Origin of the sequence: Methylomonas sp. LWB, assembly GCF_001856095.1 — a bacterium.
Lineage (GTDB): Bacteria > Pseudomonadota > Gammaproteobacteria > Methylococcales > Methylomonadaceae > Methylomonas > Methylomonas koyamae_A.
Genome location: NZ_MKMC01000018.1, coordinates 35,915 through 50,423 on the forward strand (window position 1 = coordinate 35,915; position 14,509 = coordinate 50,423).

The 14,509-nt window shown below is 54.0% G+C and carries 12 protein-coding genes; 5 read left to right on the plus strand and 7 right to left on the minus strand.

What is annotated here, in order from left to right:
• Positions 1-34 precede the first annotated feature (34 nt).
• Together BJL95_RS09810 and BJL95_RS09815 are read left to right on the plus strand one after the other, a co-directional pair.
• Positions 35-946 carry an ABC transporter substrate binding protein gene (locus BJL95_RS09810; RefSeq protein ID WP_071157566.1) on the plus strand — a complete coding sequence of 304 codons (912 nt, stop codon included), beginning with the start codon at positions 35-37 and terminating at the stop codon, positions 944-946.
• A gap of 12 nt (positions 947-958) precedes the next feature.
• Positions 959-3,619: an ATP-binding protein gene (locus BJL95_RS09815; RefSeq protein ID WP_071157544.1), complete on the plus strand. Its 2,661-nt coding sequence runs from the start codon at positions 959-961 to the stop codon at positions 3,617-3,619.
• 504 nt (positions 3,620-4,123) lie between these two features.
• On the opposite strand, the gene BJL95_RS09820 is transcribed toward BJL95_RS09815, so the two are convergent.
• From BJL95_RS09820 to BJL95_RS09835, 4 genes are read right to left on the minus strand one after another with little or no spacing between them, the layout of a single operon-like run.
• Positions 4,124-4,600 carry a hypothetical protein gene (locus BJL95_RS09820; protein ID WP_071157546.1) on the minus strand — a complete coding sequence of 159 codons (477 nt, stop codon included), beginning with the start codon at positions 4,598-4,600 and terminating at the stop codon, positions 4,124-4,126.
• Positions 4,600-5,049, minus strand: coding sequence for a phage holin family protein (locus BJL95_RS09825; RefSeq protein WP_071157568.1), 450 nt, complete (start codon positions 5,047-5,049; stop codon positions 4,600-4,602). The genes BJL95_RS09820 and BJL95_RS09825 overlap by 1 nt, the downstream gene beginning before the upstream one ends.
• 15 nt (positions 5,050-5,064) lie before the next feature.
• On the minus strand, positions 5,065-5,295 hold the full coding sequence (locus BJL95_RS09830; protein WP_064031217.1) for a DUF883 family protein: 231 nt from the start codon (positions 5,293-5,295) through the stop codon (positions 5,065-5,067).
• Positions 5,296-5,309: 14 nt separating this feature from the next.
• The gene (locus BJL95_RS09835) at positions 5,310-5,624 is read right to left on the minus strand and encodes a BON domain-containing protein (protein ID WP_071157548.1); all 315 of its coding nucleotides are present in this window, start codon (positions 5,622-5,624) and stop codon (positions 5,310-5,312) included.
• A 419-nt stretch (positions 5,625-6,043) separates the two neighbouring features.
• Here BJL95_RS09835 and BJL95_RS09840 point away from each other — a divergent pair, with 419 nt between their 5' ends.
• The 3 genes from BJL95_RS09840 (at position 6,044) to BJL95_RS09850 (ending at position 9,699) form a co-directional block, all read left to right on the plus strand.
• The gene (locus tag BJL95_RS09840; RefSeq protein WP_071157550.1) at positions 6,044-7,099 is read left to right on the plus strand and encodes an OmpA family protein; all 1,056 of its coding nucleotides are present in this window, start codon (positions 6,044-6,046) and stop codon (positions 7,097-7,099) included.
• Between the two features lie 689 nt (positions 7,100-7,788).
• The gene (locus BJL95_RS09845) at positions 7,789-8,685 is read left to right on the plus strand and encodes a hypothetical protein (RefSeq protein ID WP_071157552.1); all 897 of its coding nucleotides are present in this window, start codon (positions 7,789-7,791) and stop codon (positions 8,683-8,685) included.
• A gap of 312 nt (positions 8,686-8,997) precedes the next feature.
• Positions 8,998-9,699: a PA14 domain-containing protein gene (locus tag BJL95_RS09850; protein ID WP_071157554.1), complete on the plus strand. Its 702-nt coding sequence runs from the start codon at positions 8,998-9,000 to the stop codon at positions 9,697-9,699.
• A gap of 593 nt (positions 9,700-10,292) precedes the next feature.
• Here BJL95_RS09850 and BJL95_RS23840 read toward each other — a convergent pair.
• From BJL95_RS23840 to BJL95_RS09865, 3 genes are all read right to left on the minus strand, one after another.
• Positions 10,293-12,107, minus strand: a complete 1,815-nt coding sequence (locus BJL95_RS23840) for an AAA family ATPase (protein ID WP_083385867.1) — start codon at positions 12,105-12,107, stop codon at positions 10,293-10,295.
• 384 nt (positions 12,108-12,491) lie between these two features.
• Entirely contained in the window at positions 12,492-12,776 is a 285-nt protein-coding gene (locus BJL95_RS09860) for a PIN domain-containing protein (RefSeq protein ID WP_254786758.1), read from the minus strand.
• Between the two features lie 969 nt (positions 12,777-13,745).
• Positions 13,746-14,201, minus strand: coding sequence for a hypothetical protein (locus BJL95_RS09865; RefSeq protein ID WP_071157342.1), 456 nt, complete (start codon positions 14,199-14,201; stop codon positions 13,746-13,748).
• Between the last annotated feature and the right edge of the window lie 308 nt (positions 14,202-14,509).

Consider the following 14,509-nt stretch of genomic DNA (forward strand, 5'->3'; position numbering starts at 1 on the left):
CCGACGGCGGCACAACGGCTTAATAGTGGCGCTGATGAGTCTTATACTGCTGACCCCTATCCCAACGGCCGTCGCCTTTCAGACGGGGAAAACAGCCGTTGCGATCATTTATCCCGACATCGCCGAGCCCTACCGCACCGTGTTCGAACAGATTATTAGCGGTATCGATTCCACAACCCAGACTGTCAAATATGCCGTAGCGCCGGACGTGAACATCAATGACCTGAAAAACGGTTTACGCCAACAAAATATCAAGGTGGTCATCGCGCTTGGGCGACAGGGCATGGGCATCGCCGCCAGCCTGGATCGAGACATCGGCGTGGTTATGGGCGGCGTCATCACTGCGCCGGACAATGGCATCCGCGATTTGCCGTTACACAGCCTGTCGCCGGACCCGGCCTTGTTGTTTGAGTTGCTCAAAAAACTGTTGCCAGCCACGCGTCGCGTGTTCGCGGTTTACAACCCAAAGCAAAATGCCTGGCTGATACGCCAGGCAAAAATGTCGGCGCGCAGTCTAGGCTTGGAACTGGTGACGTACGAAGCGCAGGATTTGCATAGCGCGGTGCAAGGTTATCAGGACTTTTTCAACAACGCCGACAGTCGCCAAGATGCGTTGTGGCTACTTCAGGATTCCACCACGGTAGAGGAAAGTTCGGCACTGCCCTTGGTGTTGCAGGAGTCCTGGAACCGGAACCTGGCGGTTTTTTCCAGCAATTTCGGCCATGTCCGGCGCGGGGTGTTGTTCTCGCTTTATCCCGATAATGGCAAAATGGGCGGTCATCTGGCCGATATGGCGTTAAGGTTTCTGGCGTCCGGCGACTACGGAGAGCACGGCGTGATTTTGCTACGGGAGGTGCTGACGGCCATCAACCTACGCACCGCCAAACACCTTGATATCAATACCAGTCGACAGCAAGATTTCGATGTGGCATTTCCCGATGAATAATCTTCCCGGACCATGAAACCACAGTTCGCTTCTTTCCTGGACAAATACACATTCCAACGCCAGCTTGGCGTTACGATTGCTGTCGGTATTTTTTTGCTGGCATTGTTCGCTTCCGTTGTCGGATCGTGGCTCGGCAATCAACGGGTGCGCGGCAACTTGCTGGATCAGGGGCGGGGTATCACCGCCAGCCTTGCGCGTCAAAGTGCGCTGGCTCTGGTTTACGCTTCCGCCGATAACGCGACGGAAGCCGTCAACACCACCTTGGCGTTTCCCGGTGTCGTCGGCTTGGAAATCCGCGATGCCAACCGGCAAGTATTGTTAAAACGCGGAACGACCGATTCCAGCGAGCTTTTCCAAGCGCCTGCCGCGGCCGGTATCGGCAAGGCCGACCCGGCGCAAGCCGTGTTTCTCGACGCCGAAAGCCCAAATTCATGGCGCTTTATCGCGCCGGTGTATTCTCAACCTGCCAGTTCGCCCTTCAATGAAATCGTCGCGCCGGAGTTGCTCGGCGAAGTAATCGTCGTGGTAAGTAAGGCGGCACTGATGCAGACGACCGCCAGCATTTTCGTCGCCAATTTGACGACATCCTTTTCTTTTGCGCTGCTGTTTCTGGCCCTGATCCGCATGTTGACCAAGCGGATGACGCAACCGCTGATTCGGCTATCGGCGGTCATGAGACGCGCCGAAGCCGGCAAATCGTTGGTACGGGCGGCGCTGACCGGGCCGAAGGATATTGTCGACATGGCTCAAGCGTTCAACGGCATGATGTCGGTACTGGAGGCACATGCCGCGGAAAATGCCCAAATCTACGCAGAGTTACAGCAAAGCGAAGCCCAATACCGTCGGATCGTGGACACGGCGAACGAGGGCATATGGGTTCTGGGGCCGAACGCCAGAACCAGCTTCGCCAATCCTAGAATGGCCGATATGCTCGGCTACACTTGTGAAGAAATGCATGGCCGGCCAATCACAGACTTCATGTTCGAGAAGGATGCGCCGGATCACTTGATAAAAATGGAGAACCGGCGACTAGGTCTTGCGGAGCATTACGAACGCCGCTTCCGCCGTAAAAACGGGCAGGCGGTGTGGACGGTTGTTTCTGCCGCTCCCATTCTTGACGACGAACAGCGCTTTCAGGGTTCTTTTGCGATGTTCACCGACATTACCCAACGCAAACAAGCGGAAGACGAACTGAGACAATACAAGGACCAACTGGAGGAGACAGTACGGCAACGCACGGCGGAGCTGTTGCTGGCGCGCGATGCCGCCGATGCGGCCAACAAGGCCAAGAGTATGTTCCTGGCCAATATGAGCCATGAATTGCGCACCCCCATGAACGCCATTCTCGGCTTTTCCAGCATGATGCGCCGCGACCCGCAACTCAGCAGCCAGCAAGCCGAAAACTTGGAAATCATCAACCGTAGCGGCGAACATCTGTTGAACCTGATCAACGACGTGCTGGAAATGGCCAAGATCGAATCGGGCCGCCTGCAACTGGAAATAGGCCCGTTCGACCTCGGTGCTATGGTGCGGGACGTCGTCGAAATGATGCAAATCCGCGCCAGGGAGAAAGCCTTGCAGCTGCTGCTCGACCAGTCGTCCGAGTTCCCACGCTATATCCGTAGCGACGAAGCGAGGATACGGCAAATTCTCATCAATCTGATCAACAATGCGGTGAAATTCACCGAACACGGCGGCGTGACGATGCGTCTGGGCGCCAAGAACAATGCCCGGTATCATCTGCTGATCGAGGTCGAGGATACAGGTCCCGGTATCGCGCCGGAAGACCGAAGCCGTTTGTTCGAGCCCTTTGTACAACTGGGCGAGGCGGACGCGCAGCACGGTACCGGCCTGGGTTTGGCTATCACCCGCCAACTCGTGCAGATGATGGGCGGCAGTATCAGCGTCGAGAGCAGCGTGGGTAAGGGATCTCTGTTCCGTGTCGATCTACCGGTGGAAACGGCGAGCGGCACCGACATTTTGGGCGCGGAACCCCGGAAACCGGGCGAAGTGGTAGGACTTGCCCCAGGCCAACCCCGATATCGGATCATGATCGTCGAGGATCAGCACGAAAATCGGCTATTGCTCAGCCGGCTGATGACGGGCCTAGGACTGGAAGTCAAAATTGCCGGTAACGGTGCCCAATGTCTGGAACTGTTCCAGTCTTGGCAACCCGATTTGATCTGGATGGATAGGCGCATGCCGGTAATGGACGGTATCGAAACAACGCAGCGACTTCGCCAGTTACCGGACGGCCAGACGGTCAAAATTGTCGCCGTCACCGCCTCGGCGTTCAAGGAACAGCAGCAGGAAATGCTGAACGCCGGCATGGACGACTTCGTGCGTAAACCTTACCGCTTCGAGGAAATCTACGACTGTCTGGCGCGGCAACTGGACATAAAATTCATGTACCACGAGAGTGCGGCCGAAGAGCAGCCCGAGCCAGTCGCTTTAACCGCTATGATGCTGAAGGTTTTGCCGGCTGAATTGTGTAACGATCTGAGAGAGGCGCTGGTGAGCCTGAACATCGAACGCATCTCAGCCATCATCCAACAAATCGGCGAGATCGACCCAAAACTAGGTCTTGCCCTATCCCGGCTTGCGAATGTTTTCGATTACCCGAGCATACTGTCGGCGTTGAACGGGTTAGGGGAGGCTGGCGACCGTAATTGACTGGAATCCTTACTCTCATTGGCGCACCTTTGGGGGGCCGTCGATAAGGCTTTCGCTTGATTTTTATAACTATTCAGCGCGAAGTAAAAACGCCCTCTCCCAACGGAGCGGGGGGATGAGCACCTCAATGTCAGCTATGCCGTTCGCTGAGCGGCGTCGAAGCGAAATGGCTTCGGCTCCGCTCAGCCACCGCCTTATTTCGGTTCCGTTCATCCAGTGGCTTACATTGACTGTAACCGGTTAACTTAACGCCACGGGTAACGACCCTCCCCCAAAACGCCCTCTGAATGGTTACGAATTTTTCAGGCTACAGCATTGGATTCGTTGGTCAAGATTGCGGTTACCACCTCAAAAGATCTGCCGCTCGTGACGGGTGGTAACGTCGGTTTTTTCGAACGGATGGTAATTTTGCAAGAGGCTCTAACGTAAAAATTTATGTGGCTTGACGATTTTCTGATGCGGGTTTGTTGGAAACCCTAGCGGATAGGATGCTATCGATTGCGACTAGGGACGGGGCGGGGTTGGATCGCTGCTACCAGAGCTTGCGAGCTTATCGGGTGCGGTCGGCGGCATCGAACGCCGAGCTCGGCGCAATGCGGCGCTTGTCCGGATTCGGGATGAGTGCAGGTGCTTTGCCAGCCAAGCGATCGGTAAGGCCTTGTACACGGCATGGGCCGAGAGTAACAGGCTCAGCGCGGCACTCAAATAGCTTCTGGTCGGGACTTCGCTTCGATCAGCGCGAACGGACGTTGGAGCGGACCGCGCCCGCGCCGGGCAGTGACTCAGTTCGCCGGCGACAAAGCCGATGCCGCCGGCCAACAACAAGCTGGCGGGGGCGGTCATTTGTTTGCGCAGGCTGCTGAGTAGCACTGCGCCGTCCGTTTTGATGGAGCGACGCCGCTCGGCCAGTTGCCGTTCGGCATGGCTGATTTGCGCATCCAAAGAGAGGCCGGCGGGTTTGGATAGTAACCGGAACCGCATCAGCGTTTGTCCCGATCGGCAGGGCGGTCGGTCAGGGGCTTGAGACTGCGTTGCGTGGCAGGGAATTGCAAAAAGCGGGCGCGGCGACGGATGATGCCGAACAGGCTCAACGCCAGTACTAAATTGCAGGCGACCGCCAACAAGATGGCGCTGCTGGCCCGCAACTCATGTTCGATTAGCCATTGCACGCCGGCTGCCAGCGAACCCAGCCAAGCCGCGCTGAGCAGCAAGCCCAGCATGACCGCGGCAATCAACATCGTCACCAGACTTTGGCCGGCCCGCCGCGTTTCCAGCGCGGCGAGCCGAAAGCGATCGTGATTCAAATCCTGGTATTCAGCCCACAGCGAGCCTATCTGAGCCAGCAAGCCGGCGTCGGCCGGCGATTCGGCGGGCATCGCCGAAAAAGCGCCGGAGTCGCCGCCCGAGTTGGCGGAAGCTTTCGGGGCCATGCCGGGCAACGCGGTTTAGCGGCTGCTCAACAGACGGCTGAGCAAAAAGCCGCCCGCCACCGCGATGCCCAATGCCGTTACCGGATTGTCGCGAATATAAACCTGGCAGTTTTTTACGATGCGCTGCTCGGCCGTTTTCAGCTGTTCGCCTTTTTGGTCCAGCGTTTCAGCCGCTTGGTTGGAGGCGTTGGCGATCATATCGACCGCTTCGTGGGCGTAATTGGATGCTTTATCGATGGTTTCCATAATGGTTTTCCTGTTTATTTAAGGCGCATGTCGTTCTTGACCGATTCCACGCCCTTGACGCTGCGGGCAATCGATACGGCTTTGTCGATGTCGGACCGCGTGCCGACGAAACCACTCAATTGCACGATGCCCTTGAAGGTTTCCACGTTGATTTGACCCGAACGGAGGTTGGGTTCGTCGAACAGCTGCGCTTTAACCTTGGTCGTGATCACGCTGTCGTCGATGTATTCGCCGGTTCCTTCGTGTTTATTGGTGGACGCGCACCCGGCGCTTAAAAGTAGTGTCAGTGCCACCAGCAGGGCGGAAGCGGATTTAGTCAGTGTTTTCATTGGTATGCACCTAAGAGGAAATGAATCGGGCCGCTTCGAATCGGTTCCGGATGATTCCAACGCCTGGGGTCTGGGTTGGATAGAACGAGTGAAGCCGTGGAGTCACTGTAACCGGGGCGCGTCGGATAGTCGGTGTGCTAGCGAACATAGTTTGCAAGGCGATTGAATGATCGAATGCGTAGGGCGCCGGCCGCCCATGGTTCGGCAAATCCGGCGCTATCTGGCTATGTGCGATACCGCACCGACAGCCGCTCTCTGTTGCGAATAAGCTACTTAACAGCTTTTTTACAACACGGCGCCGTACGCTTCTGTCCGCTCGTGGCAATACCGGACACAGAGCAGCTCGGAGGCCACACCGGTCAGTTCGGCCGGGCGGCGCGGCGAGTTTTGAATCCCCATTTTTACTCAAAGGAACGATTATGCTGAAAAAACACTTACTGCCGTTCGCGCCCTTGGTCGGTTTCGCGATCCTGCCTAGCGCTCACGCGGTGGAGCCCTATCAAGACAACCGCTGGTACGTCGCGCCGTTCGCGACCTTCATCAATAGCGGCGGCGATCGGCGGGCCGCCGACGGTTGGGGCGGTGGGGTCGGTGTCGGTAAAATCATCGATCAGCACTTTAACGTCGAGTTAAAAGGTTTTTATCAAGGCTTTGGCGGGTCGAACGGACCTTGGGATTTGGTCGGCGGCAGCGCCGACCTGCAATATTATTTGTTCCGCGACAAATTCTCGCCTTACGCGGTAGTTGGCTTAGGCGGCATGAACACCTGCGCGTCCGCCAACTGCGGTATCGGATTCATCGGCGAAGCCGGCGTCGGCGCCAGTTACGAGGTCAACGACCATTTGCTGATACGCAGCGACGTACGTTATCGCTACAACAACAATTTTAATGCTCAGGTGCAACCCGGCACCGACGAATTCCACGACATGACCGTCAATTTAGGCGTGGTGATTCCGTTCGGCGACAAACCCAAATACGCGGCGAAGACCGACACGCGCGCCGCGCCGGCGCCGTTTGCGGTGGCGCCCAAACCCGATTGCAGCACCTTGGATTCCGACGGCGACGGCGTGAACGATTGCCTGGATAAATGTCCCGGCACCATCAAGGGCGCTATCGTCGATGCCAAGGGCTGCGCGGTTCGGCTGATATTGAAAGGTCAGCATTTCAAATACGACTCGGCCGAGCTGAGCTTGAATGCCAAGGAACTGTTGGACGGCGTTGCCAAGGACTTGATCGCGTTTCCGCAGAAAAACGACATCCAGGTGCAAGGCCACGCCAGCAGCGAAGGCAGCGATTCCTACAACATGAAACTGTCGCAACGCCGGGCCCATGCGGTCGTCGACTATTTGAAAATGAAAGGCGTGACCAACAAACTATCCGCGCAAGGTTACGGCGAAACTCAACCGATCGCCGACAACGAGACCGAAGCCGGCAAGGCCGAGAATCGCCGGGTCGAGCTGATCTGGATCGAATAGCGGCGATACCGGTAGTCGCCGGTCCGTGGGGTTCGGGCAATCCGAGCGCTGCGGACCGGCGAGCGCGTGTTGCAACGACCGACGCTAACGGCTTGGGCAAGACCGTCGTGCGGTCTCTAAGCCGAGTCGTTGCCTGGGTGTTGATCTTCAATGCGCGATGGGCGCCTAGCCTCCCGCCGCGTGAACATCCGTCCGTCGCCGACTGGGGCTTAGGCATCGAATCGGTGCCTTGTTTCCCGCTCGAGGCTCGCTTCGTGTATCCTTGTCGCCGCCCTGCCGCTACCTAGTCGAAATTTCCTCGGTCCGGCGCCGCACACAAACCTCGGCGTAGACCAAACGGAACGAAGTCCCCAACTCGACTGTCCATCTTCCTGCGGCGCGTTACTTCTCGGTACGCGCGCGGACCTCGCCACGCCAAATTCGAATTCATCAAACCCAAGGAACCTAAAACGTGTTGGACCCGCAAAACCGAATGTCCAGCCGCCATCGGAGTGATCCGGTCGGGTACGGACTGGAGAATGTCTTAAGACAGGCGGGTGGTGCGCGCTTCGGAAGGCATGTTCCGAATGGCGCCGCATGCTTCGTTGGGCTCGGTTCGCTACCCGCGTCAAGCGGTCAGTTTCACGATACAGACTTTAAACCGGCGATGTTCCGCTCATTGCCACCCCCTCAATCAGGAGAATCATCCCATGGGCTCATCAAGCCAATACCGTTCCGTCTTTTCCGCCGCGACCAGGCAGGAACGGCTGGATAACTTTGAAAATTACTGGACGTTTACCCAACAACACGGTGGGGAGTTATTGGAAGCGGAGCGCGATTTAGCTAAAAAACGCGCACGCTTGCAGTATTTTCAAGAGCACCCGGTGCGCTTGCGCAAACCCTTGTCCGATCCGGACGCGTTTTACCGTAACTATGTAACGATGCAAGACGATCCCCGCGCCTTGGATAGACTCACGTTGATGCTGACGAGTATTTACAAATTTGCCCGGCATGAATGGGTCGGCATCAAGGCGGCCTGGGAAGTGGTGCCGACGATGGCGGATTCGCACAGTGTCGAGGATAAAATCAGCCGGGTGCATTTGGCCGAAGAGTTTTGCCATTGGCGCTTGTTCGACGAAATGCTCAAGACCTGCGGCCTGGACCGCGTGGAATGGGCGCCGTTGAGCCCCAGCAAGGAATGGTTTTATCGCCAGTTTCCGAAATTACCCGGCTATTTAATGGATACCCCGGCCTTCGTTACCGAACTGATGGGTGTGACTTACTATTGTCACTTACACCGTCTGTTCGACGACGTGCTGGCCGAAGAGCCGGAAGTGCGAGACCGTTTAAAGGCTTTACTCGACGAAATCACGATAGACGAGATCGCCCACGTTGGGCAGCGCCGAAACTTTATCGGTCCGATCGGAATTCGGATTTCCCGAATTTTGGTGAAACCGTTTTACAAACTGTTTTTCAACGATATTCCGGAAGTGGCGTTGTTATTCGACGTCGAGCAAATGATAAAACACGGCGAAAGCTTTGATTACAACGATTTGCCGGAGTATATGAGGGCCCGCAGTTGGATACCGTCTTACTGCAAAGCCTAGGGAAGCGCAGAGCAAATCCTTAGTTAGGCCGAATCACCCGCGAAAATGAACCTGCCGGTGTCTTGTAAAGTACACCGGCATTTTGCGCATCAGCCCGAGAATATCCCACGTCGTAAGCCCGCATCGGAAAATCCGCGGACGTTTGCCGGTGAAACGCTACTGGCGATGAGCGGTTTTGATCGGCCGAATACCGGCGCATTCCATACACCCCCTAAAAACCGTTCTGTTTGTGTTACAAATAAGCGCCCGGTATGGTCACCGGTTTTGGTGGGCAAGTCGTTTATATCGTCCTCTTGGTCTTAGGAGAAATGTATGAAAACTCTGTTTGCGGGTTCTTTGTTGCTCGGATTACTGGCCGGTATCGGTTCCGCCCGTGCCGACGTGGTGTTAACCAGCTCGATCGCGCTACCCAGCTTTTTGGGTAGCGGTTTGAGCGGCAGTTATTATGCTTTTAATTCTTGGCCGGGAAATCTGGCGACTACCGAAACGTTGATTGGCCAGAGCAGTGGTCCGACCGCGACCTTTACCGCGACTTCGATTTGCTTCCCCACTTGCAATACGACCATCGGCGACGATTCGACACTGGCGCAATATCTTGGCGGGAATGCGGTGAACCTGTCGCCGAATAGTGTGAGCAATCTGTCCGATCACGGACTGGTGTTAACCGGTTATTTAGCCGTTACGGCCCCAGGGACTTATCAATTCAGTCTGGCTTCGGACGACGGCGCGAGATTGCAGATCGGCGGCACCACCGTCATCGATGCCGATGGCGACCACAGCCTGAGCGGCGGTTCCGCCAACGTCGAATTCACCAACAGCGGCCTGTATGCCTTCAAGGTTCTGGCGTTCGAAGACGGCGGCGCGACCGGACTGACGGTATTGCAAGACGGTAACAGTCTGTCCGCCAGCCAGCTCTACGCCTCGGCGGTACCGATCCCCGGCGCCGTTTGGCTGTTTGTTTCGGCGATCGGCGGCATCGGTTTAGCTTCGCGCTGTGGGCGCACCAATATCTGAAGCATCGATCATTTGAAACAGGGATGACTCTGCAACTCTGTGTATGTGGAAAATGGATTCACGGTTGCCGGTCCTTGGTGGTGCATGAGGCCGGCTCAAGCTTATGCCGGGCCTGCTTTTTGCGGCCTTTGGCGCGGCTTATCCGGCGGCGTCTAGCACGACCTGATACGGCTGTCGAGCACCAGCCTCGGAGCGCCAACTCGTTTAATCGCTGCAATACCTCGGGCTTGCCAATGTTGCCGGCGTCGATAATCTGGTCGCGCCTTGCAAAACTGCCAGCACTTCCGGTCGCAGCAGACCGTGGGTGTCGGAGATGATGCCGAGGCGGTGTGACATTGTGAGAAGACTGCATCCCTTATTTTGGTTTTTATAGGCGGTTCAAGGGCGATCGAATCACTTTACAAAGTAAAGGGGTGGATTGCTTGGTTAATATTATCCGACAGCTGTCGGCCATGTTGCGACATTCAACGATTTGAGCGTAGTGGCAATTCCGAGATGGAAAGCTGTCATTCGGCGCTCACTCTCACACTGAAAGACGGCAGTTCGATAAGTGGATGTCATCACCAAAAATAACCAGTTGTCCCAATTAGCAACTACTGCCTCAATAGAGTCTCTTCGATAATATCAAATACTGAAGAGAAACTTCGAAAATCATCCGCTGTTGCATTAGCACAAATCCAGTTGCACATATTTCCCTTTTCATCTTTATTAACTGTTTTTTTTGCAGGCGTAATAACTTCTTGACCGCGTACTCTTTTAGTAGTTACCTCAGTCAAATCGATAAATTGCGGATGGCTTGTCTCTAGTTGACTTATTAATTCTGAAGTTATAAGGTTTTCTATGCCGATATTTATTGGAGAGCTAGTGTTGGTTGGAATGACCCGCTTTATTAAATTTCCCTTTTCCGCCGCCGCTTTGTTTGTGTCGCAGTCATAAAGTAAAAGAATCTTTGATGGTAGCAATTCCGCCAACTGAATTTCGTAAGAGCGCCATATTTTATCCAGGTTACCAAAACCTGTCCCATCTCTAAGCTGGATGGCGTCAAGGATATAGGGCTTTTTAAGGAGTTCCGCCGCCTTGGTGATGTATCTAATGTCGTAATCCCCCTCGACGAAGACAATTGGTCGAGAGTTTGCCTTCAGGGCTTCCGCGATTTCTTGTCTGTGTTGGTTGGTTTGTTTGAATGCCTCGTAAGCCGCCGTGAATTCAGAAAAATCAGATGCAGAAACAGTTTCACCATGAGGCATATTTACGATTTTGATGCCATTTGAGCCAAACTTTTCTTCCATGCCTAGAAGGAAAAGCGGTGAGTGAGTTGTTATTATGAATTGAACATTGGGGAACGATGCAATAAGGTCGGGTAAGACCTCCTTTTGATGGCTGGTGTGCAGGTGCGCATCAATTTCATCAATGACAACGACCCCTTTGATGTCGCTTAGATTTTCTAATGCGCCGCCACTTAGATCGTAATCTCGTATTATTGAAAGGAATAGATTTAGAAGTAGCACTTCACCTGTCGAAAGTTGAAATATATTTGGGATCCAGGGAGCCTCATTTTTTAGGATTGATATTAGGCGATTGTGTCTAGTACCAGCCCCAAGTCGAATTTCTCCGTCGACACGGAGTGTCGCACGAAGCAGTTGAAGTACGGCTTCGTATATAGTTGAACTCTGACCTTGAAAGCCTGCGAATACATTGACATCTATGTTCTCTTGATTTGGGCCTACTGGAAATAGGACGTTTTTAGTGGTTAATTCAAAAGCTTGGCGATCAAATATCAGATCTAATAGCCAGTTTCTGTTCGCCTTGAGAGGAGATGTAGAGATTAGACTTCTGTTGGAGTGACGTCTGATATGCTTTAGTTCAGTATAAGTTGCACGCTCTTTTAGATTTTCTGTGTTTAACCATGCGGGTTCCTCAAACCTATTAACTGGAAAATATAAGCAGCACTTCTGCTCAAACAGTTTTTTGGCGACTTGTTCGTTTTGAGCTATAGAGCTATCAAAATGGGAGCTTGCATCGTGTTGGATGGATATCCAGGATTGCCGTGTAGGGATAAATGAGTGACTTTTCTGGAATTTTGATTTTATTGTATCGAGCTGCCATTCTTCGACATACTGTCCTGCGCCTAGCTCGACACGCGCATATGAGTAGTGTTTACCAGCTTTGATATATTGAGGACTTCTGTATTTGTAAACTTTCCCGTGCTCTACCTCTACATCATCAAAGGCCGTTTGTTTAGTCGTGATAAGGGTGTTGACGAGATGGGAAAGTAGGATTGTCTTTCCTGATCCATTTTCTCCAACAATAATTAACGGATTTGGAGTTCCTAATTCGGTCAATGGAAAATCAATTGATAATTCCTCGATTGGTCCAATATTCTCAATTTCAATCTTCTTGAGATACATGCTTACCTTAAAGTGATAATTATATAATTTCAGCCCGCGTAGGAGGAACGTTGACTTCGAAATGTGCGATTACGCAAGCTAATCGCACCTACATCTTGAATGACAGCTTATTTGTCTTTTCCTGTCACAGCAAATTAAATCATATCTGTCAGCAAGGGGGCGATAGCATTAATTGCGAGATTAGCTAGGCTTAATTTTAGATGCTTAATTTCGTAAGCTATCGCTTCCAGCACAGACTGTAAAGGCGGGTGGTGAGTAAAAGGAACTAACTCACCCAATTCTCAACCCGCAACCCCGGTACCCCGAGAAATTCGCGTTCATTGTTAGTCACCAGTATCCAGTCTTGCGATCGGGCATGAGCGGCCAGCCACAAGTCGTTGTTGCCTATCGGCTGGCCGGTTTTGAGGTCGGCGCGGATTTGCCGTAGTGATCGCCGGCTGGTTCGACCAAGTCGTAGACCAGAATCAGGCCGGTCAATTCTTCAATGGCCGCAATCGCGCGCTTCCGCGCCTGGCTTTTCTCGGCGCGGAAGCGCAATTCGGCCAGGGTAATCACCGACATAGCCAGTTCGCTGGCGGAGTGGCGGGCGAATCGCTCGCGCACGGCGGGTGGGCGATATTTGGCGATATAGATGCAGATGTTGGTATCGAGCAGGTAATGAGGGTCCATCAAAACGCTTCGCGCTATTGGGGTTGGCTGTCGTCGCGGCCTTCGGCCATGAAGTCTTCGGGTAAGGTCGAATATCGCTGCCGCGTTGATGGGGGGCGCGCAACACGACTTCGGCGCCGCGACGAAAGATTTCCACGCGGTCGGCGTTAAACCTAAAAAGAGCAGTTTGGCGATGAAAAATCCCGTTCGTCCTGAGCTTGTCGAAGGGCGCGCGGGATTTTTCATTCACCCGTTTGGTGAGTGTATTGCGAGCCGTCCATGCTTCGACGTTGCTCAGCACGAACGGCCCGCAATACACGCCAACTGCCCTTTTTAGGTTAAAGCGAAATTCCTTGGGTAAGCGCACGGCCTGGCTGTTGCCGGATTGAAAAATACGGGCGTAGGTCATCGTCGTAGTCCGTGAATGTCGTTACGGCGAGTGTATACGTATTACGCAAATCAAATCCAGTAACCGGTGAATTTGCCTGCTTTACGGTCCGAGATAGCGATGCGTTTGCCGTGGTTTTTAAACACTGCCGGCATGCTGGCGCAGTTTGGCGGCTTTTGGCAATAACGCATTTGTGCCGGTACAAACGTACTGGGTCGGCATGATCGATGCGTTGCCGGATTCGCAAGCGTCAGAGCCTTGCGCACAAGCAAATTAGAGTCGTGCGCAAGCTTATTTGGCTTGCGGGCAAGGTTTTTTTCGTTGCGCGCAAGCCAAATAAGCGTGTGGTTGGAGTTTAATGCCTTGCGCTCAAGGCTTTTAGGCTTACGCCCAGAGAAAATTGCCTTGCCCGCAAAGTCATTTACCTTGCGGGCAAGGCTTGGAACCTTGCGAGTGCTGCGAATAAGCTTGCGGGGTTAGCGGCAAAGCTTGCGAGCCTTGCCTTTATCTATTCCGCTATGGACTTGAGCTTAGTTGGTGTGCCGGAAGGCCGAGCCGGGCGGCTGACCTACTTATCTTGTTTAGCCGACAGGCTGGCCGGTTTAGGTTTTTGGCTTGGCGCCGCGGTTAAATCGAACCGACATCGCCTGCCGCAGCGTTTCCAATCCCGCGCCTTTACCGGCGATTTTCAACGAAGCGTAAGCATCCAGACTAAAACTATAAATATCGCTGCCCAGTGCCATGTCGGTATCTTCGGCTCTGCTCAATAAATCGCGCAGCCGATGCAGGCGAGGGCGGAGTCTATCGAGCGTCGCCAGATCGGCTTCCGCCGAGGCGGTATCCAGACCGGGCGGAATGGCGGACGTATTTTGGCTGGACACCGTCAGCGTCTGACGGCAAAACGCTTCGGTTTTATCGCCCATCTTGGGGATGGCGCGACGCTCTTCCGGGGTTAAGACCAGAAAGCCGGCGAAGCGGTCTTCCAATATTTTCAGGGCGGCATCTATATCGTTCAGATCATTATCGGAAAGGCTTAAAGAAATCAGATGCTGGTTCATGTCGGGCTCCTTTGGGCGTGGCTGATACGGCGGACGATGGGGCAGTCCGCAGATGAAAAGCGTAGGCTAAATTCAGAAACACGCGCTACATTGTTTACTAGAACGCTAACAGGCGTTGGATGGCATCCGAGTGCCAAGCGCTGGCTGGCAACTGGCGTTATTCGAACAGGACTATAGGCAAGGGATGCGAGCTAACCGGCGTTCTTTGTTACGGAGCCTGCGATTGGTGAAATCCGGCGGCGGTGCCGACTAAAATGGGCTTATAAACCGTTGAATTAGACCGCCGATGACCGGCGAAGCTCGACCAT

Bases quoted from the DNA above. Each gene is read 5' to 3' on its own strand.
- BJL95_RS09810 (WP_071157566.1), top strand. From the start codon at position 35: ATGAGTCTTATACTGCTGACCCCTATCCCAACGGCCGTCGCCTTTCAG.
- BJL95_RS09815 (WP_071157544.1), top strand. From the start codon at position 959: ATGAAACCACAGTTCGCTTCTTTCCTGGACAAATACACATTCCAACGC.
- BJL95_RS09820 (WP_071157546.1), bottom strand. From the start codon at position 4,600: ATGCGGTTCCGGTTACTATCCAAACCCGCCGGCCTCTCTTTGGATGCG.
- BJL95_RS09825 (WP_071157568.1), bottom strand. From the start codon at position 5,049: ATGGCCCCGAAAGCTTCCGCCAACTCGGGCGGCGACTCCGGCGCTTTT.
- BJL95_RS09830 (WP_064031217.1), bottom strand. From the start codon at position 5,295: ATGGAAACCATCGATAAAGCATCCAATTACGCCCACGAAGCGGTCGAT.
- BJL95_RS09835 (WP_071157548.1), bottom strand. From the start codon at position 5,624: ATGAAAACACTGACTAAATCCGCTTCCGCCCTGCTGGTGGCACTGACA.
- BJL95_RS09840 (WP_071157550.1), top strand. From the start codon at position 6,044: ATGCTGAAAAAACACTTACTGCCGTTCGCGCCCTTGGTCGGTTTCGCG.
- BJL95_RS09845 (WP_071157552.1), top strand. From the start codon at position 7,789: ATGGGCTCATCAAGCCAATACCGTTCCGTCTTTTCCGCCGCGACCAGG.
- BJL95_RS09850 (WP_071157554.1), top strand. From the start codon at position 8,998: ATGAAAACTCTGTTTGCGGGTTCTTTGTTGCTCGGATTACTGGCCGGT.
- BJL95_RS23840 (WP_083385867.1), bottom strand. From the start codon at position 12,107: ATGTATCTCAAGAAGATTGAAATTGAGAATATTGGACCAATCGAGGAA.
- BJL95_RS09860 (WP_254786758.1), bottom strand. From the start codon at position 12,776: ATGGACCCTCATTACCTGCTCGATACCAACATCTGCATCTATATCGCC.
- BJL95_RS09865 (WP_071157342.1), bottom strand. From the start codon at position 14,201: ATGAACCAGCATCTGATTTCTTTAAGCCTTTCCGATAATGATCTGAAC.